The 19,754-nt window shown below is 50.0% G+C and carries 19 protein-coding genes and 5 tRNA genes; 2 read left to right on the top strand and 22 right to left on the bottom strand.

The features are described from left to right. Positions 1–11: 11 nt before the first annotated feature. From gpmI to rpoN, 10 genes are all read right to left on the bottom strand, one after another. On the bottom strand, positions 12–1,556 hold the full coding sequence (gpmI, locus tag EDM56_RS13695) for a 2,3-bisphosphoglycerate-independent phosphoglycerate mutase (RefSeq protein ID WP_122918471.1): 1,545 nt from the start codon (positions 1,554–1,556) through the stop codon (positions 12–14). Between the two features lie 6 nt (positions 1,557–1,562). Beyond that, positions 1,563–2,327 carry a triose-phosphate isomerase gene (gene tpiA / locus EDM56_RS13690; RefSeq protein ID WP_122918470.1) on the bottom strand — a complete coding sequence of 255 codons (765 nt, stop codon included), beginning with the start codon at positions 2,325–2,327 and terminating at the stop codon, positions 1,563–1,565. A 15-nt stretch (positions 2,328–2,342) separates the two neighbouring features. Continuing rightward, entirely contained in the window at positions 2,343–3,524 is a 1,182-nt protein-coding gene (locus EDM56_RS13685; protein WP_122918469.1) for a phosphoglycerate kinase, read from the bottom strand. A 109-nt stretch (positions 3,525–3,633) separates the two neighbouring features. Next, positions 3,634–4,641: a type I glyceraldehyde-3-phosphate dehydrogenase gene (gene gap, locus EDM56_RS13680; protein ID WP_246009380.1), complete on the bottom strand. Its 1,008-nt coding sequence runs from the start codon at positions 4,639–4,641 to the stop codon at positions 3,634–3,636. 23 nt (positions 4,642–4,664) lie between these two features. Beyond that, a complete protein-coding gene (locus EDM56_RS13675; protein WP_122918467.1) occupies positions 4,665–6,035 on the bottom strand; it encodes a Na+/H+ antiporter NhaC family protein in 1,371 nt (456 codons plus the stop codon). A gap of 32 nt (positions 6,036–6,067) precedes the next feature. Then, the gene (locus EDM56_RS13670; RefSeq protein WP_122918466.1) at positions 6,068–7,093 is read right to left on the bottom strand and encodes a sugar-binding transcriptional regulator; all 1,026 of its coding nucleotides are present in this window, start codon (positions 7,091–7,093) and stop codon (positions 6,068–6,070) included. Between the two features lie 202 nt (positions 7,094–7,295). After that, positions 7,296–7,925: a nitroreductase family protein gene (locus EDM56_RS13665; RefSeq protein WP_122918465.1), complete on the bottom strand. Its 630-nt coding sequence runs from the start codon at positions 7,923–7,925 to the stop codon at positions 7,296–7,298. A gap of 162 nt (positions 7,926–8,087) precedes the next feature. After that, positions 8,088–8,657: an FAD-dependent oxidoreductase gene (locus EDM56_RS13660; RefSeq protein WP_122918464.1), complete on the bottom strand. Its 570-nt coding sequence runs from the start codon at positions 8,655–8,657 to the stop codon at positions 8,088–8,090. 116 nt (positions 8,658–8,773) lie between these two features. Beyond that, positions 8,774–9,052 carry a glutaredoxin family protein gene (locus EDM56_RS13655; RefSeq protein WP_122918463.1) on the bottom strand — a complete coding sequence of 93 codons (279 nt, stop codon included), beginning with the start codon at positions 9,050–9,052 and terminating at the stop codon, positions 8,774–8,776. 6 nt (positions 9,053–9,058) lie between these two features. Next, positions 9,059–10,441 carry an RNA polymerase factor sigma-54 gene (gene rpoN, locus EDM56_RS13650; RefSeq protein WP_122918462.1) on the bottom strand — a complete coding sequence of 461 codons (1,383 nt, stop codon included), beginning with the start codon at positions 10,439–10,441 and terminating at the stop codon, positions 9,059–9,061. A gap of 467 nt (positions 10,442–10,908) precedes the next feature. On the opposite strand from rpoN, the gene EDM56_RS13645 reads away from it, so the two are divergent. Then, a tRNA-Arg gene (locus tag EDM56_RS13645) sits at positions 10,909–10,983 on the top strand. A 114-nt stretch (positions 10,984–11,097) separates the two neighbouring features. On the opposite strand, the gene EDM56_RS13640 is transcribed toward EDM56_RS13645, so the two are convergent. Beyond that, positions 11,098–11,574 carry a copper amine oxidase N-terminal domain-containing protein gene (locus EDM56_RS13640; protein ID WP_122918461.1) on the bottom strand — a complete coding sequence of 159 codons (477 nt, stop codon included), beginning with the start codon at positions 11,572–11,574 and terminating at the stop codon, positions 11,098–11,100. A gap of 299 nt (positions 11,575–11,873) precedes the next feature. Between EDM56_RS13640 and clpP the strand changes: the two genes are divergently transcribed. Next, positions 11,874–12,476 carry an ATP-dependent Clp endopeptidase proteolytic subunit ClpP gene (gene clpP / locus EDM56_RS13635; RefSeq protein WP_122918460.1) on the top strand — a complete coding sequence of 201 codons (603 nt, stop codon included), beginning with the start codon at positions 11,874–11,876 and terminating at the stop codon, positions 12,474–12,476. A gap of 186 nt (positions 12,477–12,662) precedes the next feature. On the opposite strand, the gene EDM56_RS13630 is transcribed toward clpP, so the two are convergent. The 11 genes from EDM56_RS13630 to EDM56_RS13580 all read right to left on the bottom strand — a co-directional run bounded on the left by EDM56_RS13630 (position 12,663) and on the right by EDM56_RS13580 (position 19,670). Further along, positions 12,663–12,842, bottom strand: a complete 180-nt coding sequence (locus tag EDM56_RS13630; protein ID WP_342772391.1) for a hypothetical protein — start codon at positions 12,840–12,842, stop codon at positions 12,663–12,665. 166 nt (positions 12,843–13,008) lie between these two features. Further along, positions 13,009–13,266 carry an HPr family phosphocarrier protein gene (locus EDM56_RS13625; protein ID WP_122918458.1) on the bottom strand — a complete coding sequence of 86 codons (258 nt, stop codon included), beginning with the start codon at positions 13,264–13,266 and terminating at the stop codon, positions 13,009–13,011. Positions 13,267–13,319: 53 nt separating this feature from the next. After that, on the bottom strand, positions 13,320–14,270 hold the full coding sequence (gene whiA, locus EDM56_RS13620) for a DNA-binding protein WhiA (RefSeq protein WP_122918457.1): 951 nt from the start codon (positions 14,268–14,270) through the stop codon (positions 13,320–13,322). A 6-nt stretch (positions 14,271–14,276) separates the two neighbouring features. Further along, positions 14,277–15,251, bottom strand: coding sequence for a gluconeogenesis factor YvcK family protein (locus EDM56_RS13615; protein WP_246009379.1), 975 nt, complete (start codon positions 15,249–15,251; stop codon positions 14,277–14,279). Between the two features lie 94 nt (positions 15,252–15,345). Further along, entirely contained in the window at positions 15,346–16,236 is an 891-nt protein-coding gene (gene rapZ / locus EDM56_RS13610) for an RNase adapter RapZ (RefSeq protein WP_122918455.1), read from the bottom strand. A gap of 287 nt (positions 16,237–16,523) precedes the next feature. After that, positions 16,524–17,483, bottom strand: coding sequence for a thioredoxin-disulfide reductase (gene trxB / locus EDM56_RS13605; RefSeq protein WP_122918454.1), 960 nt, complete (start codon positions 17,481–17,483; stop codon positions 16,524–16,526). Positions 17,484–17,540: 57 nt separating this feature from the next. After that, on the bottom strand, positions 17,541–19,214 hold the full coding sequence (locus tag EDM56_RS13600; RefSeq protein ID WP_122918453.1) for a tetratricopeptide repeat protein: 1,674 nt from the start codon (positions 19,212–19,214) through the stop codon (positions 17,541–17,543). A 112-nt stretch (positions 19,215–19,326) separates the two neighbouring features. Further along, positions 19,327–19,402 (bottom strand) — tRNA-Gly (locus tag EDM56_RS13595). 8 nt (positions 19,403–19,410) lie between these two features. Beyond that, positions 19,411–19,486 (bottom strand) — tRNA-Lys (locus EDM56_RS13590). 6 nt (positions 19,487–19,492) lie between these two features. Continuing rightward, positions 19,493–19,568 (bottom strand) — tRNA-Phe (locus EDM56_RS13585). Positions 19,569–19,593: 25 nt separating this feature from the next. After that, positions 19,594–19,670 (bottom strand) — tRNA-Asp (locus EDM56_RS13580). Positions 19,671–19,754: the final 84 nt, after the last annotated feature.

Below are 19,754 nucleotides of genomic sequence, written 5' to 3'. Positions count from 1 at the left end.
CCCTATCCTGTTTAGTCTTTATCCAAAAGAGAATGACCTGTCATCTCTTTTGGTTGTGGCACACCTAATAACTCTACCATTGTCGGGGACAAGTCGGCAAGAATCCCGTCTTCACGAAGCGTGACTCCTTCCTTCGTGACGATCACCGGAACTGGATATGTGCTGTGTGAAGTGATCGGACGGCCTGTCGGGTCCAGCATCAGATCGGCATTCCCATGGTCTGCCGTGATGATCGCGACGCCGCCTTTGGCCAAAATCGCATCGACGACGCGGCCCAAGCACGCATCGACGGTTTCTACCGCTTTAATAGTAGGCTCCATCATGCCGGAGTGCCCCACCATGTCGCAGTTGGCGAAATTGAGGATGATCGCGTCGAAATTCTCAGCTTCGATCTCCGCAACCACCGCATCTGTCAGTTCAGGCGCGCTCATCTCCGGCTGGAGATCGTACGTCGCAACTTTCGGGGACGGGATCAGGATCCGTTTCTCCCCTGGGAATTCCGCTTCACGTCCGCCACTGAAGAAGAAAGTGACATGCGGATATTTTTCGGTTTCGGCAATCCGCAGCTGTGTCAGGCCGTTTTGCGCCAATACCTCGCCAAGCGTATTGTCCAGATTGGCTGGCTTGTACGCCACATAACCATCCACCGTCTCGCTGAAATGGGTCAAGCAAACATAGTGCAGGTTGCGCGGGTGATCTGCACCGCGGTCAAATCCGCGGAAGTCTTCATTCGTGAACGCCTGCGAGATTTGGATCGCACGGTCCGGACGGAAGTTGAAGAAAATGATTGAGTCGCCGCTTTCGATTTTGCCGATCGGCTGGTCCGCCTCATCGACGATCACCGTCGGCATGACGAATTCATCCATGATCGATTTCTCGTAGGACTCCTTCACCGCTTTGATCGGATCCTGATAGTGCGGCGCGTCGCCATAAACCATCGCGCGGTACGCCTTTTCGACCCGTTCCCAGCGCTTGTCGCGGTCCATTGCATAATAACGGCCTTGCACCGTTGCAATTTTCCCTACGCCCAGCTCATCGATCTTAGCCTGCAGCTCCTCAATATAACCGACAGCGCTGTCCGGCGCTACGTCACGTCCATCGAGGAAGGCATGGATGTTCACATCGGCAAAATCATTCTTTTTCGCCATCTCCAGCAAAGCGAACAGGTGGCGGATATGGCTGTGAACGCCGCCATCGGAAAGCAACCCGAACAGGTGCAGCTTCTTGTTGTTCGTCTTGGCATGCACGATCGCATCGCGCAGCGTGTCATTTTCAAAAAAGCCGCCTTCTTTGATATCCTTAGTAATCCGTGTCAAATCTTGATAAACGACGCGTCCTGCGCCGATATTCAAGTGGCCCACCTCTGAGTTCCCCATTTGCCCTTCCGGCAAACCTACCGCCAATCCGCTCGCTTCCAGCGTCGCGTGCGGGAACTGAGACCAGAATCGTTCAAAGTTAGGCTTCTTCGCCTGTGCAACGGCGTTCCCGTACGTTTCCCCACGCAGGGCAAAGCCGTCAATGATAAGCAATGCTACTGGTTTTGGTCGTTGTGTCACGTCTGTTTACCCCCTCGCTGCTGAGGCACCTGCCACCAATTGCACAAACCCGTCAACGGTGAGGCTGGCTCCTCCAACCAATGCGCCGTCGATATCCGACTGACGCAAGTATCCTTCAATATTGTCTGGCTTCACGCTTCCGCCGTATTGGATGCGAATCGCAGCTGCCGCTTCCGCTCCGAATGCTCGCTCAACGCAGCCACGAATGTAACCGATGGTTTTGTTCGCGTCTTCCGCCGTCGAAGACTTGCCTGTGCCGATCGCCCAGATCGGTTCGTATGCGATGACGACCTGTTTCACCTGATCGCTGGTCAAACCGTTCAATGCCGCTTCCGTTTGCGTACGCACAACCTGCTCGGTGCTGCCGCTTTCAAACTCGGCAAGCGACTCACCCACGCAAACGATCGGCAGCAAGCCATGGCTAAGCGCAGCGATCACTTTTTTGTTCACCGTCTCGTCGGTTTCGTTGAAATATTGGCGACGCTCCGAATGACCAATAATCACGTATTTTACGCCGATTTCCTTTAGCATCAACGGACTGATCTCCCCGGTGAATGCTCCTTGGTCAGCAAAATGCACGTTTTGCGCGCCGAGCGCATAAGGCGTTCCTTGGAGAATGCCAGCCAAAGCCGACAGGGTGGTAAATGGGGCGCAGATCACCTGCTCGACGCCCTCAATCGCTTTCGTCGCTGTCAATTGCTTGGCGAAATCGGTTGCCTCCGCAATGGTTTTAAACATCTTCCAGTTTCCTGCGATAATCGGTGTTCTCACGTTCGCACCCACCCTTTATTTGTCTTGTAACACGGTTACGCCAGGCAGCTCCTTGCCTTCCATGAATTCCAGCGAAGCGCCGCCGCCCGTGGAAATGTGCGTCATTTTTTCAACTACGCCAGCCTTTTCAACAGCTGCCACGGAGTCACCGCCACCGATGATGGTCGTGCCTGTGCAAGCTGCCATCGCTTCTGCGACCGCCATCGTTCCTTTTGCAAAAGCGTCCATTTCGAATACGCCCATCGGCCCATTCCAAATGACGGTTTTGGACGACTCCACCGCCTTGCGGAACTCCTCAGCCGATTTCGGTCCGATGTCGAGTGCCATCCAGCCTTCAGGAATTTCATCGATAGATACGGTTTTCGTAGCTGCGTCTGCCGCGAATTTGTCTGCGACGACCACATCAACCGGCATCAAAAGTGATACACCGCGATCTGCCGCCTGCTTCATCAGGGTGCGAGCCAGATCCAGCTTGTCTTCTTCACACAGAGAAGCGCCGACGCTGTATCCCTGCGCCTTAATAAAGGTATTGGCCATTCCGCCACCGATGATCAATGTATCTACCTTCGTCAGCAAATTCTCGATCACGGCGATTTTATCTTTTACCTTGGCACCGCCGACAATTGCGGTAAACGGACGCTCTGGTTTGGACAGTGCGCCGCCAAGGAATTGAATTTCCTTTTCCATCAAAAATCCGGCAACAGCCGGTATGTATTGCGCGATTCCAGCTGTGGAGGCATGTGCGCGGTGCGCCGCCCCGAAAGCATCATTGACAAAGAAATCGGCCAACTTGGCAAACTGTTTCGCCAGTTCCGGATCGTTCTTCTCTTCTCCTGCGTGGAAACGGACGTTTTCGAGCAGCAACACATCGCCGTTTTGCATGGCAGCTACCGCCTGCTCAACCGCTTCTCCTGTCGATTCATCCAGCTTTTTCACCGGTTTGCCCAGCAGCTTAGCCAAATGCTCGCCTACTGCGGTCAAACGCATGTCCTCAACGACAGCACCTTTTGGACGACCGAAATGGCTTGCCAAAATCACCTTCGCCCCTGATTCGATCAGGTGGGAAATGGTCGGAAGTGCCGCACGGATACGGGTATCATCGGTAATGGTCCCCTCTGCCATCGGAACGTTGAAATCTACACGGCAAAAAACGCGCGCACCAGCCAACTCGATATCACGGATCGACTTTTTGTTCACGTACAAAACCTCCTTATGACACAAACGTATCATAGACTTTTGTTCATAGGGAAAAGGGAGATGCTGATTTAACTGCTCTCCCTTTTCCACAACATTTCTATTGTACGTTTTACAAGCCACGCTGTGCAACATACTGACACAGATCGATGACACGGTTGGAATAACCCCACTCGTTGTCATACCAAGAAACGACCTTCACCATATTGCCCTCGAGCACCATCGTAGAGAGCGCATCGATTGTCGAAGAAGCTGGGTTGCCGTTGTAGTCGCTCGATACAAGCGGCTCTTCGGAGTAAGCCAGGATGCCTTTCAGCGGACCTTCTGCCGCTTCTTTCAGCACGCTGTTCAGCTCTTCTACGGTTACATCTGTTTTCAATTCAGCCACCAGGTCGACAACGGATACGTTTGGCGTAGGCACGCGCATCGAGAAGCCGTTCAATTTGCCTTTCAGCTCTGGCAGTACCAATGCAACTGCTTTCGCCGCACCTGTGGAGGTAGGAATGATGTTGGTTGCCGCTGCGCGTGCGCGACGCAAGTCTTTGTGCGGCAAGTCAAGGATTTGCTGGTCATTGGTGTAAGAGTGAACCGTTGTCATCAGACCGCGGACAATACCGAACTTGTCGTTCAACACTTTCGCGAATGGAGCCAGACAGTTGGTTGTGCAGGAAGCGTTGGAGATGACGGTATGCTGCGCTGGATCATATTTGTCTTCATTTACACCCATAACGATGGTGATATCCTCGTTAGTAGCAGGTGCGGAAATGATAACTTTTTTCGCTCCGCCTTCCAGGTGTTTTGCTGCATCTTCGCGTTTTGTGAAACGGCCGGTCGATTCGATTACGATTTCTACACCATATTCGCCCCAAGGCAGCTTAGCTGGTTCGCGCTCAGCCAATACTTTGATCTCTTTGCCATTTACGATCAATGTGCCTTCTCCCGCTTCTACAGGGAGATCGAGCACACCATGCACGGAGTCATATTTCAGCAAGTGAGCCAGCGTTTTCGCATCAGTCAGGTCATTGATCGCTACGATCTCGATATTGTCATGTTTCAGCGCTGCGCGGAAAACGTTACGACCAATACGTCCAAAACCATTAATCCCAATTTTCAACATCATTCATTCCTCCTGAGTATCGTTATCTATCCAGCATGGTTCACCTGCCTTTGCGATGCTTCCATCCGCTTAGGCTGGGCAAACCGAGTAAACAATATCGTAATGAGCGGCAAAAACAGCAAGAACAATGAATACGGCAGCGATTGAAGCGTAGGTACGCCCAGCGTAACGCTGATCACCATCGCCAGCCCGTTCCACGGAACCAGCGGAGGCATCACAAGCGTAGCATCCAGCATCGTGCGGCCGAGCAGCTGCTTGCCGCCTGCGAGGCGCTGGAATCGTTCCGGCAGCGTCGCGCCTAAAACCAGAATTGGAATCGTCTGATTGCAGCTGATGATGATCACCAAGAGCGAAAGCAGCACGCTTTTGATCACCAGCACGACAGGATTGCCGGTCTCTCCCATCAAACGGTTGATGATGGGCGAAAGCAAGTTGGCTTTGTTCAAGATACCGTTCATGAACCCAGCCAAGCTGATGACGACCAGCACCTTCAAAATCGCGATCATCCCGCCGCCGTGTACCATTTCATCCAGCTTAGTCTGTGAATTCAGATCGAATCCATACAGCATCGAGCGGAAAAATTCGCCGATTTGCGGCGGATGGGAGAACAGCAGCAAGACCACACCGCTTACCAGTCCGTAAAAGAGGGCTGGCACCGCTTTGACCCGAAAAGCGAACGATCCGACTAGTACCAAAAGCGGTATCAGCTTCAGCAGCGAAATTTGGAAGTATTGCTCCATCAGCTGCTGAAAAGACCCAATCACACCCGCTGCTGATACGCTGTCGCGCGTCAAATCAAGCGCGAGGAACAAAACAGCGGTAATCCCCATCGCCAAAAGTCCCGTCGCCTTGGCAAAGCGCGTAACCTGCTCGTCGCCGCCGATGCTGCTTAGCACCAGCAGCCGGCTGCTCGACAAAGGTGAAAAGCGCTCCCCCACCATCGCGCCGGAGATCAACGCACCTGCAATCATCGGCAGCGGTAGCTGTACCGCATGGGCGATTCCCAACAGGGAAAGGCCAATCGTGCTGAGCGTGCCCACCGATGTGCCGAGCAAATACGAAACCCCGGCTGTCAGCAAAAACGAGAGAATCAACAAGTAGTGCACATTAACGATGGACAATCCGTAATAAATGATTGCCGGGATGGTGCCAGCCATCATCAAAATCGGGATCATGAGTCCAACTAAGCCGAGAATCATCAGTACTGGTTTGGTCTGCGTGAATCCGCCCCAACCGAAAGCAAACTGCTCCCGATAGCTAAATCCGAGGCCACGCACGGACCAGAGGGTGACTAGCACCGCAGCCAAAAGACCAAAAGCGAGGGAAAGATTGAACAACAGACAGATAATGATGCCGGCAATCAGCGAAAGTACGGGCAAATAGCCTCGGAATGTCATCGTGTACGTATCCCTTCACGGTTTACTCCCGACTATTGGACTGTCGATAAAATCGCCCGAGCAGCCCCCTCGTCAGTGATAAGTACATTTTGACACGACTGTTGGGCAAAGGAAAGAATCGCTTTCGCCTTGCTCGCACCGCCCGCAACGGATATCACCATTTCGGCCGAACGCACATCCTCAAGCTGAAGCCCAAGCGTGGAAACCCGTTCCACGATCTCGCCAGCTTCATTAAAGTAATACCCAAATGCTTCTCCGACGGCTCCTGCTTGGGCTAATTCACCCAACCCGCCTTCATCGTACTTTCGGCGTTTGGCCATCGTCAGGGCGTCACCGATGCCGTGAATGATGACCCGGGCCGAACGCAGCAGCTCTAGCACTTCCGCCACCTGCTGGTCCGCCAGCAAGGTTTGGAGGGCTTCCGGGCTTACCCGATCGGGCGCATGTAGCATCCGGTACTGCCCACCGCTTTTCGCCGCCATGACCGATACGAGCGTGTTGGCTTGAATCTCGGCATTCTCGCCCAATCCCCCGCGTGCCGGCACAAATTGTACCGAGCGAAACTGTGGTGACGGCTGAAGGTGTGACGCGACGTTGGCAATGGTTGTACCGCCTGTGACTGCGACCACGTCGCCTTCCTTCACCTGCTGTCTGAGCACTCTCGCACCGATTCGCCCAAGCTCCTGCTTCACCCATTCCGACAGGTCAGAATCGCCATTAATGACGATGACCTCGGGGATCTTCAGCTTTTGCTTCAAGCGCTCCGCCAGATCGGTGAGGCCGAATAATTCGCCAGCCATTGGTTCAAGCTGTTCTAACAGGCGGTTTCCTTCCTCGGTACAGCTCATGCCGACGGCAGTGGCGAAAATCACGCCCGCTTCTCTTAAAACATCCAATTCGGCCCGCAAAATACGCTCTGTCGTCTGCATTTCTTCAGCAAGAGCGCGCCGACCGATCGGCTGCATGTGGGAAATCGACTTTAATAGCAGGTAACGCTTGCGCAACACTTCAACCAAATCGGGAACCAACTTGGTGTGCAACTCAATAATTTCCCGCATCATTCCCATCCTTTACCTTTAATTAAGGGACTTTAAATGTCCCGCTATATACTTTTTGCGTCCCGCTTAAACCAAAAAAATAAGCGAACTGTACAGCTCTTTTTTTCTCTTTTACTTTAGCATATTCATCTGCGTTCTGCAAGGCAACCTGCTCTTCGCCCGAAGCATAAGAGCAGGATTGCGATTGCCAAGCCTATGTGGATTAACTAATGGTGTTATAATGAACGAACTCACCTGTCGGCTTACGATATCCGCGCGGGCGCTGGCTAGAAGTATCTTCTTTGCCGATGGTAATCAGCAGGACAGGTACATAACGAGATGGTATGTTTAGCGATTGGGACAGCTTTTGCGGATCGAACCCGTTCATCGGACAAGTATCCCAGCCTTTTTCCTTGGCAATCAGCATCAGGAGCATGGCAGAGAGGCTGGCATTGCGAATCGCCTCTTCCCGCTTGAACACATCCCCTTGCCGCTCATAGAAGCCATTCACGAACTCCACAGTTTGATCATATTCTTGTTTGTTCATAATGCCCAGATGCAGAAAGCCTTCGTTCAGCTTGTCCACCTGCTTATATGCTTCCAGATCGCCCAATACCACGATGGCCGCCGATGCGGTTTTCACTTTGTATTGACGATTCGCTGCTTCATAGACGAGCTCCTTGCGTTCCTGATCTTTGACTACAAGGTAATGCGTGTGCTGCAAATTAAAAGTCGATGGTGCGAATTTCGCCAATTGAAAAATCTCTTCCAACTCGCTGTCAGCGATTTCTGTACCTTCAAAAAATTTCGTTGCCGAACGTCTAGCTTTGACAAGGTTAGTAAAATCGCTCATTGAACTCGCTCCTTTTATGTAATAACCAAATCATCATATCAACTAACCTTTTGTAAGTAAATAGGTGATATGAAAAATTTCCCTTCTACTACAATACTGCAGTAAACACACAAAAAAAGGCAACCGTTTATAGGATGAACGGCTGCCTTCCTCTATTTTCGATTAGTTGGTTTTCAACACATCATGGTCGACATAACGCTCGCCATTGATCTCGCTAATTACGTTGATCGCTACTTTGGCACCATCGCCAGCTGTAATGATCGAATGCACGCTGACACCTGCGCAAGTACCCGCAGCCCAGATGCCTGGAATTGTGGTCTTTCCGCTCGCATCCGTCTGGAACACGGTTTTGATCCGCGGCTCTTTCCCTTCCGTAGTGGCAACGCCAATCGCTTCTGCCAATGCGGTCAATGCCCCTGTCGCCAAAATCACATGCGCTGCTTCAAAGGAGCCTTGCTCTTCCGTTTCCACCGTAAAGCCTTGCTCTTTTTTCACCACGTTCGTCACGGTTGCTGTAACCAATTCCGCTCCGAATTTGGTCGCCTGCTTTTTCCCGATGTCAACCATATCTGGACCTGTGATTTCTGCCACGCCATAATGATTTTCAATCCATGCCCGCTTTGTCATGCTCTTGTCATTGTCCACGAGCAGCGTCTTTTTTCCTGCTTTTGCGGCAAACAATGCTGCGCTTGCTCCTGCTGGACCTGCTCCGATGATTGCGATATCGTACATGTTCATTCAGCTCCTTTTCGCATAATATTTTCCACATTTGACCATTTTTATTATAGCTCTAATAATACACTAATTCAATACATATGTTTATTAAGACTTAAAAAATAAAAACCCGGTTACGACCGGGTCCCATTCACACGCTTCTCCAATTCTTCCCGCAGCTCCCATTCCGTCAGGACAGAATCAATGGATGCAAAAACTTGTTCACCATTGATCGCCACAACCGGAATCGTAAACATGTACGCTTCCAGCAATGCCGGATCAGAGTGTATGTCGACTACGTGCAGCGTGAGCGGGATCTCCCTGCCGATCCGCCGGATGCTCCTCTCCAAATCATCGCAAAGATGGCAGCCGGCACGACCGTACAGGGTAATGTCCATTGCTGTATCGCCCATCTGGTTTTAAAACCTCTTTCTTTTAGCCGAGGAAGCGATCATCATTTCCTCACGGTATTTGGCAACGGTGCGGCGCGAAATCTCGATCCCTTCTTTCAGCAGCATTTCCGCCAGCTTCTGGTCGGAATGCGGCTGTTTGCGATCCTCCTGCTCGATCAGCAGCTTGATCCGCCGTTTCACACTTTCAGAGGAAGCCGCGTCACCGCTTGCTGTCGATAAAGCAGACGTAAAGAAATATTTTAGTTCGAACACACCGCGCGGCGTCTGCACATATTTGCCGTTCGTGGCGCGGCTGATCGTGGATTCATGTAAGCTGACTCGCTCGGCAATTTCCTTTTGCGTCATCGGCTTCAAGTAGTGTACCCCGTGCTCGAAAAAGTCGCGCTGCAAATCGACGATGGCCTGTGTGACGCGCATCAGCGTCAGCCTGCGCTGCTCCAAGCTTTTCGCCAGCCACAATGCGGCATTCAGCTTCTCATGAATGAATTTTTGCGCTTCATCCTGCGTATTTTCCCGTTTTAGCAGCTTCTCATAAAAGCTGTTGATCGTCAGCCTTGGTGCGGATGCGTCATTGACGAGCACGACGTAATCCTTCCCGACTTTTTCTACGGTCACATCGGGAATGACGAATTTCGTTTCGCCATGATAGAATGCCGCTCCTGGGCGCGGATTCAAGGTGCGCACCAAATCAGCCATCTGCTGAACCTCGCTGATCGTCACCTTCAACGAATCGGCGATGCGCTGGTAACGGTTATTTGCCAAATCAAGCAGGTGATGCTGCACCAGGTTCACGATTGGCTCATCATCCATGCCATTATGCTGTAGCTGAAGGAGTAAGCATTCCTCGAGGTTGCGCGCCCCGACGCCGACCGGATCAAAGTGCTGGATGACAGTCAGCACATCCTCCACTTCTTCGACCGACACGGCAAGCTTATCGCTGATTTCCTCCAAGCTGATTTCCAAATAGCCTTTTTCGTCCAAATTTCCGATCAAATACATGCCGAGCTTTCGCTGTGTAGGCGATAAGCCTTTGACATAGCCTAATTGTGTCTCCAAATGCTCGAACAAGGTTGAGTCCGGACCGTGCACATGATCGAGCGGGTTGAAAGTGCTTTCATTTTTACTTGCTGAATATTCGCCTGTCGCGCGGTTTCCTACAATTTCCTTCCAATCGACCTGTGCAATCGGCTTTTCCTCTTCTTTTTTCGGAAAGTCGTACGTTGCACTGACTTCCTGCAGTTCGATCACTGGGTTTTCCGTCGCCTGCTCTTGCAGATACCCAAGCAAATCAACTGCTGAATATTGAAGAATGGTAATCGCTTGCCTCAACTCAGGTGTCATGACCAGTTTAAGCGTCTGTTCTTGGTAAAGCCCAAATCCCATGTTCATTTTCTTTGCTGCCCCCTTTACATCTGACTACACTAGCAGCGGCTTATTTCGTCGCATCTCTCTTTACATCTTTATTCGACATGATTATGCAATTTTCCTGCCAAAAAGAATTTGTGTTATTTTTATTTTTTCACTACTTCAAATATACTGATTCTATAAGCGCATTCACAACTTCATATATACTATTGTAATCACTTTGAGCAGAAATGGTTACTACGAATCGCAGGAAATCATACTAGATTCTAGCAAATATCGTCATGATTCGCTAGATAAATGCAAAAAATCCTCATCGTACGGCATTTAACTGTAAAAATCAACAAATTATTTAACTTCATGGAAATTTTCCGTTGTAATAACCTGCAAAACATAAACGTTCCCATTCGGTAACGCTTGCAAAATCCCCTCTAATCAACTATAATAATTTAGGTGGAGTTGCCTTGGGTTAAACTTCATTAAACCCTTATTATACGCCCGTAGCTCAGTGGATAGAGCAGTGGTCTCCGGAACCACGTGCGGGGGTTCGATTCCCTTCGGGCGTACCATAAAAGCGTACTAAGGACTAGTTGTTACTGGTCTTTTTTTATTTGCATTCATTCACAAAATGAAAAGCCCCCACCGCTTACTTCAGTGGGGGCTTTTTTTGGCGTTTGAGCCGCTTACTTTTTCACTTGCGGCATTGTCACCGTGAAGGTGGATGTTTTGCCATCCCAAGTGATTTTACCGCCCAGCTCTTGAACCACAAATGTCATTGGCACCAAAATAGCGCCTGTGACGGCTTTAGATTTCGCTGGAGCTTTGATCTTTTTGCCCGCTTTGTAGCCTGTGGAGCTATCTGCATACAGGCGTACGGACGTTTTATCTTTGGCGAGCAGGACCGATTTCGTCATGCTATCCCATGCAGCGGTACCGCCCATCGCTTCAAGCAGCTCGCTTGCAGGCACCAAGATGGTTTTATCTTCGACTGCAGGCGCTACTTTGAACACGATCTCTTTGCCATCAACCTTTAGAGTATAGGTTTGGGTAGCGGTCTTCACCGGTGCAACCGTAGCTTTCGGCGCAGCGAAGGCTGCCCCAGCCGCACTGCCCATAACCAAAGTTGTCGCAAGCATAAGACCTGATACCTTTTTCAACATTTTGTACACACCCTTTTATGAATTTGTGAAAATAACCGTTCCCTTTCTACAATATGGTAATAAACTCCTTCTTTTTAACAAAAAATGCCTTTCTTTTTTACTATTTTTAAAGTTATCCACGAAACGTGTGTTCCTGTTAGTGGATTTGTGCATAACTCTGTGGATAACTCTCGATTTTGGGGACAAGGTTTAGAAGCATGCTTTTTGGGAATTACTGAAGTGTAAACGACAATCTTCGCGTTTGACCTTCATTGACCAATTGTGTATGATATTGAGTATGATAGAGAGGAGGAATAAACATGCATATGAATTTGATTCCAACCGTCATTGAACAAACGAATCGCGGTGAGCGCGCTTATGATATTTACTCTCGCCTTCTGAAAGATCGGATCATCTTCTTGGGCACACCGATCAACGACGTGGTCGCGAACAGTATCGTTGCCCAATTGCTGTTCCTTCAAGCGGAAGACCCTGAAAAAGACATCAGTCTTTATATCAACAGCCCAGGCGGCTCCATTACGGCAGGGATGGCCATCTTCGATACGATGCACCACATCAAGCCGGATGTATCCACAATCTGCATCGGCATGGCTGCATCCATGGGCGCATTCTTGCTGGCTTCCGGTGCAAAAGGGAAGCGCTTTGCCCTTCCAAACAGCGAGGTCATGATTCACCAGCCGCTGGGTGGTGCACAAGGTCAAGCGAGCGACATCGAAATCGCAGCTAAACGCATCATCAAAATGCGTGAACACTTGAACCAAATTCTTTCCGAGCGCACAGGCCAGCCGCTGGAACGCATCCAACGCGATACGGACCGCGACAACTTCCTGTCTGCAAAAGAAGCAAAAGAATACGGATTAATCGACGAGGTTATCACCTCGACGCCTACACCCGCCAAGTAACTATTGATACAGCAAAAAGGGAGCGGTTTTCATCTCGAAAACCCGCTCCCTTTTTCTGTGGATAACTCTCCTTTTATTGAGGTTATTCACAAGTTATACACGTTACGTATTGATCAGGCGATCGCATCCTGGAGAAAACCGAAGACAATTCCCCCGCTTTACATTCGCACCGCCTGCACTGCGCAGTTAATCATTAAAACATGCTTGTCTCATTGTATCGGTGGTCGTCTCTTCAATCAGCCCATTTTGGTCACAGACTACTCCGCCGCCTAGTCCTTCGTTCACCATGCGATCAATGTCCATGAAACAGCTGTCTCGCCCTTCATTCAGCGAATCGTTTTTCTCGTGCTTGTCGTTCCCGTTCACAAACATCCCTCCTTTGGTTTACTCCATTAGGGATACCCCATTTCGACAAAAACATCCTGTTCTCCAAAACTTGGCTACCCCTGCTTTTTGGCAGAGCCGCGGTTGCACAACAAAAAAACCATCTCATGCTGACCATATCAACAGGCGATGGTTTTGTTCGTTTATCCTATTCCTCTTTGCTTACCAATGTTGCGAGATTGGTTACCGCTTGGGAAGCATCTGGGCCCTCTGCCGAAATCGTAATCTCCGTACCCGAACTGATGGCCAAGCTCATGATGCCCATGATGCTTTTCGCGTTTACTTTTTTATTTTCTTTTTCTACAAAAACTTCCGATGCAAAGCGGTTGGCTTCTTGCACAAAGAAAGCAGCCGGGCGCGCTTGCAGGCCAGTTTTTAATTTTACTAAAACCTGCTGCTGAACCATGCCAATACCTCCCTAATTCCTAGTCCTTTAGTATATTATAAAAGTATATCATGTTAACCTAAAGATATATTTTGTTTTTCTTTTAATTTATCGGCGATTTCGTTAATTTTCCTAAGTCTGTGGTTGATTCCGGACTTGCTCACCGGGCCGCTCGGAATCATTTCACCGAGCTCCTTCAGGTTGATGTCCGGATGAAGCAGTCGCAATTCCGCTACTTCCCGCAGCCGAACCGGCAAATTCTCCAAGCCGATCTCACGCTGGATCATCTGGATATTTTCCATCTGTCGGGTAGCTGCATTCACCGTCTTGTTAATATTTGCGATTTCGCAGTTGTGTAACCGGTTGACCGAGTTGCGCATGTCTTTTACGATCCGTACGTCCTCGAAATAGAGCAGTGCCTGATGGGCACCGATCAAGCTCAGAAACTCCGTAATGCGCTCCCCTTCTTTAATATACATCACATAGCCTTTTTTACGCTCGATGCATTTTGCATTAAGCCGGTACCTGTTGGCCAAACTAGTCAACGCCTCACAAAAATCTTGATAAGCCGAGAAGATCTCCAAGTGGTAGCTGGAAGCCTCCGGATGGTTGACCGATCCGCCAGCCAAAAATGCTCCACGTAAATAGGCGGCACGGCAGCAGGACTTTTTGATTAAATCAGGGGAAATGCCCGGGTAAAAATTGAGCGTGTCATCCATGATCCGCAAATCCTGCAGAATTTCTTTCGCACGATGTGGAATGCGCACGATGTAGACATTGTTCTTTTTCAAGCGCATTTTCTTTCGCACGAGAAGCTCTGCGTGAGCCTGAAACACTTGTTTAATCAGACTATAAATTCGCCGAGCTATCGCCGCATTTTCGGTCGTGACGTCGAGGACAAAGCGGCCTGCCCCAAATTGGATGCTCCCGTTCATTCGAATCAACGCAGCCAATTCAGAACGGTTGCAGCAGGTATCGTTTGTCAGCATCGTCAGTTCCTTTTTGGTGTGTGCGGCGAAAGACATAAGGGATCACTCCTTTCTTCGGTTCATCAAGGCAACCACCTGCTTGCTTACCGACGTGGCATCATGGCGCAAATAACCGTCGCCGAATGTCACCATCGGTTCTGCAATGATCGACAGACCCATCTGCTTCAATCGCTCGATGTCGCTATCAACCGGTGTCGCTCCTTTTTCGGCATACTTTTCTTGAATATGTGGAGGAATCTCTGCTGAATTAACCATGATCGTGTCCAGAAATGGGACGCTGACATGCCGGTACATGGCTTCCACGTGATCCGCAGCTGTGTACCCGTCGGTTTCCCCTGGCTGTGTCATCACGTTGCAGATGTACAGCTTCTGCGCACTTGCTCGTTGGATCTCCTCAAAAAGCCCGTGAACCAACAAATTGGGCACAATGCTCGTATATAAACTGCCAGGACCGAGAACAATGATATCGGCCTCGCTGATTGCGGTCAATGCGTCATTGAGGGGCACTGCATCTGCCGGATCGAGAAAGACTCGCTTAATCGGTTTACCCGCCAAAGGGATTTGTGATTCGCCGACAACGATCGACCCATCCTCCATCTCGGCTTTGAGCAAAATCGATTGGTTGGAAGCCGGCAGCACATCGCCACGCACAGCGAGTACGCGGCTCAGTTTTTTGACAGCGGTTACGAAATCTCCCGTGATCTCATTCATGGCGGCAATCAATAGATTTCCCAAATTATGCCCAGCTAATCCGGTCCCCGTCGTGAAACGGTGCTGCATCAGCCTCTCCATCAATGGCTCCGTATCGGCCAGTGCAGTCAGGACGTTGCGGATATCGCCCGGAGGCAGCATATCCATCTCTTCCCTCAATCTTCCGGAGCTACCGCCATCATCGGCTACCGTGACAATCGCTGTAATATGCAGGTGCTCTTGCTTCAATCCCCGCAAAATAACAGAGAGACCCGTCCCCCCGCCAATTACAACAACACGCTGCAGCTCCGGCTCGTGTGTTCTCATTCTCCCTGCGGACATATGTCACCTTCTTTTTTAATGAAAAACGTCTGCACGCTTTTCAGAATGGTCGATGTGACCTTGAGCGGCCACCATTTGCTTATTTGTTTTTGTCCTTGTCCCTATGTGTCACTCGTACTGTGTACTCTTTGCCAAACACTTCTCCGATATGCTCCGCGATCGCGACCGAGCGGTGCTTTCCGCCTGTGCAGCCGATACCGATCACGAGCTGGCTTTTTCCCTCGCGCTGATAATAAGGCAAAGTGAAGCTGAGCAAATCAAGCAATTTTACCAAAAATTCCTTTGTCTCACTCCATTTTAATACGTACTCGGAGACTTCTGCGTCACACCCGGTTTTCGGGCGGAGGTGGTCCACATAATGGGGGTTGGGCAGGAAACGCACGTCAAACACCAAGTCCGCATCGATCGGAATCCCATACTTGAATCCGAAAGAAAGCACGTTAATGGACAATGGCGAGCCTTGCAGGCTGTATTGGTTGACGATCGTTTCGCGCAGCTGTGCCGGTTTCAATTGGCTGGTATCGATGATTTGATGTGCCAGCCCCTTCATCTCCTGCAGCATTCGGCGCTCTGCTGTTATCCCTTCCAAAGGTGAGCCGTTCGGGGAAAGCGGATGACGACGGCGCGTTTCTTTATAGCGGGAAACAAGCGTCTGGTCATTCGCTTCTAAATACAGTATATGATAGGATATTCCATCCATTTCATTCAGCGTTTGAATTGCATCAGACAGACTCTCGAAAAACTCGCGGCTCCTCAGGTCAATAACCAAAGCTACGCGCTCAATCCCTCCACCGCTCTGCTTGGTTTGCTTGATTAACTCTGCAAACTTAGGGATCAGAATGGACGGCAGATTGTCGACACAAAAAAAGCCAAGATCCTCGAGGCTTTGAACGGCAACCGTTTTTCCTGCTCCCGACATTCCGGTAATAATCAGTAGGTTAATCGCTCTCTCTTTTCCTTGTTCAGTCACCAATCTCGCCTCCTGTTGAGCCTGTCATAAGAATACCACATTGATCGGTCGAAACGTATACTCTGATTTATGAATGAAAAACTTGGTCGAGCAGCGTCACAAGCATGTCGTACCTCAAGGAAAAGAAGCCTTAGTTCCACTTATGCAATATGTGACCCCTTATTTCCCGATCGGGCAAAAAAAAGACGTGGCTGCTAATCCAGCCACGCATCCAACGTATAAGATAAGGGGGTCAATTCATCATAGTCATCATATCGTAGTATTGTTTCAGCTATGTTACAAAAAGGTTAAGAGATTGTGACATTCTGTTCTTTTAGCTGTTCATTCAAGTTTTCTACGTAATGCTGAGCCGATTGTGCAGCAATGGAACCGTCTCCCGTTGCAGTTACTACCTGACGCAGCATTTTATCGCGTACGTCTCCGGCAGCAAAGATGCCTGGCACTACCGTTTTCATTTTTTCATCGGTCAGGATATAGCCAGCCTCATTGGTGATACCCAAACCTGCGACGCTGGAAGACAGCGGGTCCATACCCACATAGATGAATGCTCCGTTTGTCGGATATTCGCGCTCTTCTCCTGTCACGGTGTCTTGGATCAGTACGCTACTCACCACGTTTTCACCGCGGATCTCTTTCACCACGGAATTCCAGATGACCTCGATTTTCTCATTTTCCATCGCACGTTTTTGGAGAATTGCTTGTGCGCGGAACGAGTCGCGGCGGTGGATGATCGTCACTTTTGTAGCAAAGCGAGTCAAGAAGACCGCTTCCTCAACAGCGGAGTCTCCGCCACCTACAACGACGAGCTCTTTGTTGCGGAAGAAAGCACCGTCACATACTGCGCAGTAGGAAACGCCGCGGCCGGACAGTTCTTTTTCCCCAGGTGCACCCAGCAGGCGGTGTTCCGCACCGGACGCAATGATCACGGATTTGCCCAGGTATTCCTTGTCGCCAGCAACCACTGTTTTGTAAGGGTGGCCGTCACGCACTTCTTTAATATCGCCATAAGCATACTCAGCACCGAAGCTCTGCGCATGCTCGAACATTTTGGTTGACAGGTCCGGTCCCAAGATGGAAGCAAAGCCTGGATAGTTCTCGATCTCTTCCGTGTTCGCCATTTGACCGCCCGGAATCCCCCGTTCGATCATCAATGTGGACATGTTCGCCCGGGAAGTATATACAGCAGCCGTCATCCCTGCAGGGCCGGCACCCACGATAATTACGTCGTATACTTTTTGCTCACTCATGCAAAAAACCTCCTATCGCATTGCCTGGATTATCTCTTATTTATACTTATTATAAAGTTAGAATAGATTTAAATCAAGCATAGAAAGTTCTTTTACGCACTTTGCCAAAGTTGCCGTTGAAGTATCGAATTTTTGGGCTACTGCTGCCTGCGTTACTTTTTGGCCATTGCTTTTTTGATACAAGTATTCCAGCGCCGCTGCCCACGCAACCGGCTTGCGCACATGCAGTGGATGTGCTGTTTTTTCAAGATATTCCGCCCAACGCATGAGCGCCCATTCGCGCAAAGGCTTGTCTACATCCGCGGAAAAGCTCGCTTTGATGCTCGCGCTCACCTCATCGTTCGAGATGTCCGCTTGTGCGGGCAAGTCTGCCTTGGTTTCATTCGCCGCATTGTCAGATGCATGCTTGGCTTTGAGTTGTTTTAACGCGATGCGTGCTTTTTGCTTCAATTTGGCATTGTTCGTCGTTTCGCTGAAGCTTTCCAATGTCGAGCGGGCTTCCTCGTCGCCGATCATGCCGAGCGTTTGAATCACCATTTCCTGCACTTCTTCCTTGCCGTACTGGAGTGCCCACAGGAGAGAGGAACGAATCATCGAATCGTCCTTCACCTCTTCTACGGAATTCCACTTCATTTCTTCCGGCAAAGGTTCCATCGGCTGGTGGTAATAGTACGGGATCGGCTTGCGTCCTTTTTCCTCGTCGTGCTTGCCGAGCAATCGCTCTTGGGCGAGCTGCAGGTAATAATCCGCGATGCCGGCAGTCGGATCCATTTGCTTGGCTTTTTGCCACCAGCGAATTGCCTGCTGGATCCGATTGGTCGAATAAGCTGAAATAGCGGCGAAGTGCAATGCGCTCGCTTCCTGTGGAAACGAACGGCGGAACAAGCGGACAAACAGATGATACGCCTCTTCGTGCTGTCCAAGCACGCCCATTGTTGTCGCCAGCTTATAAGCATATTCGGGATGGAACGGAACCACTTTCTTCAGATCATCCAATAGCGGGAATAACTCGGTCATCCGGTTGCAGTGCGCCAGCAAAATCGCCAGATTGCAAAGCGCGTGCAGATTCCCCGGCTCGTACTCCAACGTCTGATCAATCATGCTCATCGCTTTGTCGATGCTTCCTGTATAATAGTAAGCCAGCGCCAGGTTGTTGCAGGCAGGGATGAAATCAGGCTTCTCTTCCACGATTTCCTCCAATGTCCGGATCGCCTCAAAGAACTTACCTTCCTCTAGGCTTTTACGGGCAGCATCATGCTTAATATACAACGATTCCAGCGGTGTGCCAAAATAGCGGCGCGGAGATACACCCATTTCAAAATAAATGTATTCTAAGAGATCGTGCGCTTCTTCCTGATACTCCACCTGATCGGATTCCTGCAGGTAGCGGAGCGCCATTTCCTCTGCTTTTTCATATTGCTCCATATTGGCAAAGTTATTGGCGAGGTAAAACAAGACTTCCGATTTTTCTGGCGCAATCTCGTTTACCACTTGAAACAACAGCTCGTTTGACGACTCAAATTGCCCTGTCTCAGCCAACACACCAGCTAAATGGCACAAGTTTTCGGGGTTGGACGGCTCCAATTCTACTGCACGTCGAAAACATCGGAGTGCCCGATCATAGTCGCTTCGGTGCAAAAAACGCATGCCTCTATCGACAAAAAAACCGGCTTCACACATGTACGGCAGAACCGCTGCTTTTTTCGTCTCTTTCTTGCTTCTGCTGTTCATACACCCTCCATTACTAAAAAATACGTATTGAAACATGGAAACACCACTTGCCATGAAGCAAGTGGTGTGAACATGTACTTGTTATCGATACAATTGCTTATTGAATATGTTATGGAGCGGACGAAGGGTCTCGAACCCTCGACCTTCGCCTTGGCAAGGCGACGCTCTACCAATTGAGCTACGTCCGCAAAAAACATGGTGAGCCATGAAGGACTCGAACCTTCGACCCTCTGATTAAAAGTCAGATGCTCTACCAACTGAGCTAATGGCTCACGCTATGGTGGCTCGGGACGGAATCGAACCGCCGACACGAGGATTTTCAGTCCTCTGCTCTACCGACTGAGCTACCGAGCCTTACGTAAAAACAATTCGCCATAAATGGCGGAGCTGACGGGACTCGAACCCGCGACCTCCGGTGTGACAGACCGGCGTGAACTCCAACTTCACCACAGCTCCATAGATAGTTCATGTAGATTTTTGTTCCCTGAAAACTGAATACGCAAGTAATTGTGGATTAATTGTGGATAAGCCCTCGACCGA

This window comes from Brevibacillus fluminis, assembly GCF_003710825.1.
Lineage (GTDB): Bacteria > Bacillota > Bacilli > Brevibacillales > Brevibacillaceae > Brevibacillus_D > Brevibacillus_D fluminis.
The sequence above is the reverse complement of the archived record's forward strand: the minus strand, read 5'-3'. Positions and strand labels throughout refer to the sequence as shown.

Excerpts from the sequence above, each read along its gene's own strand:
- gap (WP_246009380.1), bottom strand. The coding sequence starts at position 4,641 with ATGATGTTGAAAATTGGGATTAATGGTTTTGGACGTATTGGTCGTAAC.
- EDM56_RS13675 (WP_122918467.1), bottom strand. The coding sequence starts at position 6,035 with ATGACATTCCGAGGCTATTTGCCCGTACTTTCGCTGATTGCCGGCATC.
- EDM56_RS13670 (WP_122918466.1), bottom strand. The coding sequence starts at position 7,093 with ATGCGGGAAATTATTGAGTTGCACACCAAGTTGGTTCCCGATTTGGTT.
- EDM56_RS13665 (WP_122918465.1), bottom strand. The coding sequence starts at position 7,925 with ATGAGCGATTTTACTAACCTTGTCAAAGCTAGACGTTCGGCAACGAAA.
- EDM56_RS13660 (WP_122918464.1), bottom strand. The coding sequence starts at position 8,657 with ATGTACGATATCGCAATCATCGGAGCAGGTCCAGCAGGAGCAAGCGCA.
- EDM56_RS13655 (WP_122918463.1), bottom strand. The coding sequence starts at position 9,052 with ATGGGCGATACAGCAATGGACATTACCCTGTACGGTCGTGCCGGCTGC.
- rpoN (WP_122918462.1), bottom strand. The coding sequence starts at position 10,441 with ATGAACATGGGATTTGGGCTTTACCAAGAACAGACGCTTAAACTGGTC.
- EDM56_RS13640 (WP_122918461.1), bottom strand. The coding sequence starts at position 11,574 with ATGTTGAAAAAGGTATCAGGTCTTATGCTTGCGACAACTTTGGTTATG.
- clpP (WP_122918460.1), top strand. The coding sequence starts at position 11,874 with ATGCATATGAATTTGATTCCAACCGTCATTGAACAAACGAATCGCGGT.
- EDM56_RS13625 (WP_122918458.1), bottom strand. The coding sequence starts at position 13,266 with ATGGTTCAGCAGCAGGTTTTAGTAAAATTAAAAACTGGCCTGCAAGCG.
- whiA (WP_122918457.1), bottom strand. The coding sequence starts at position 14,270 with ATGTCTTTCGCCGCACACACCAAAAAGGAACTGACGATGCTGACAAAC.
- EDM56_RS13615 (WP_246009379.1), bottom strand. The coding sequence starts at position 15,251 with ATGAGAACACACGAGCCGGAGCTGCAGCGTGTTGTTGTAATTGGCGGG.
- trxB (WP_122918454.1), bottom strand. The coding sequence starts at position 17,483 with ATGAGTGAGCAAAAAGTATACGACGTAATTATCGTGGGTGCCGGCCCT.
- EDM56_RS13600 (WP_122918453.1), bottom strand. The coding sequence starts at position 19,214 with ATGAACAGCAGAAGCAAGAAAGAGACGAAAAAAGCAGCGGTTCTGCCG.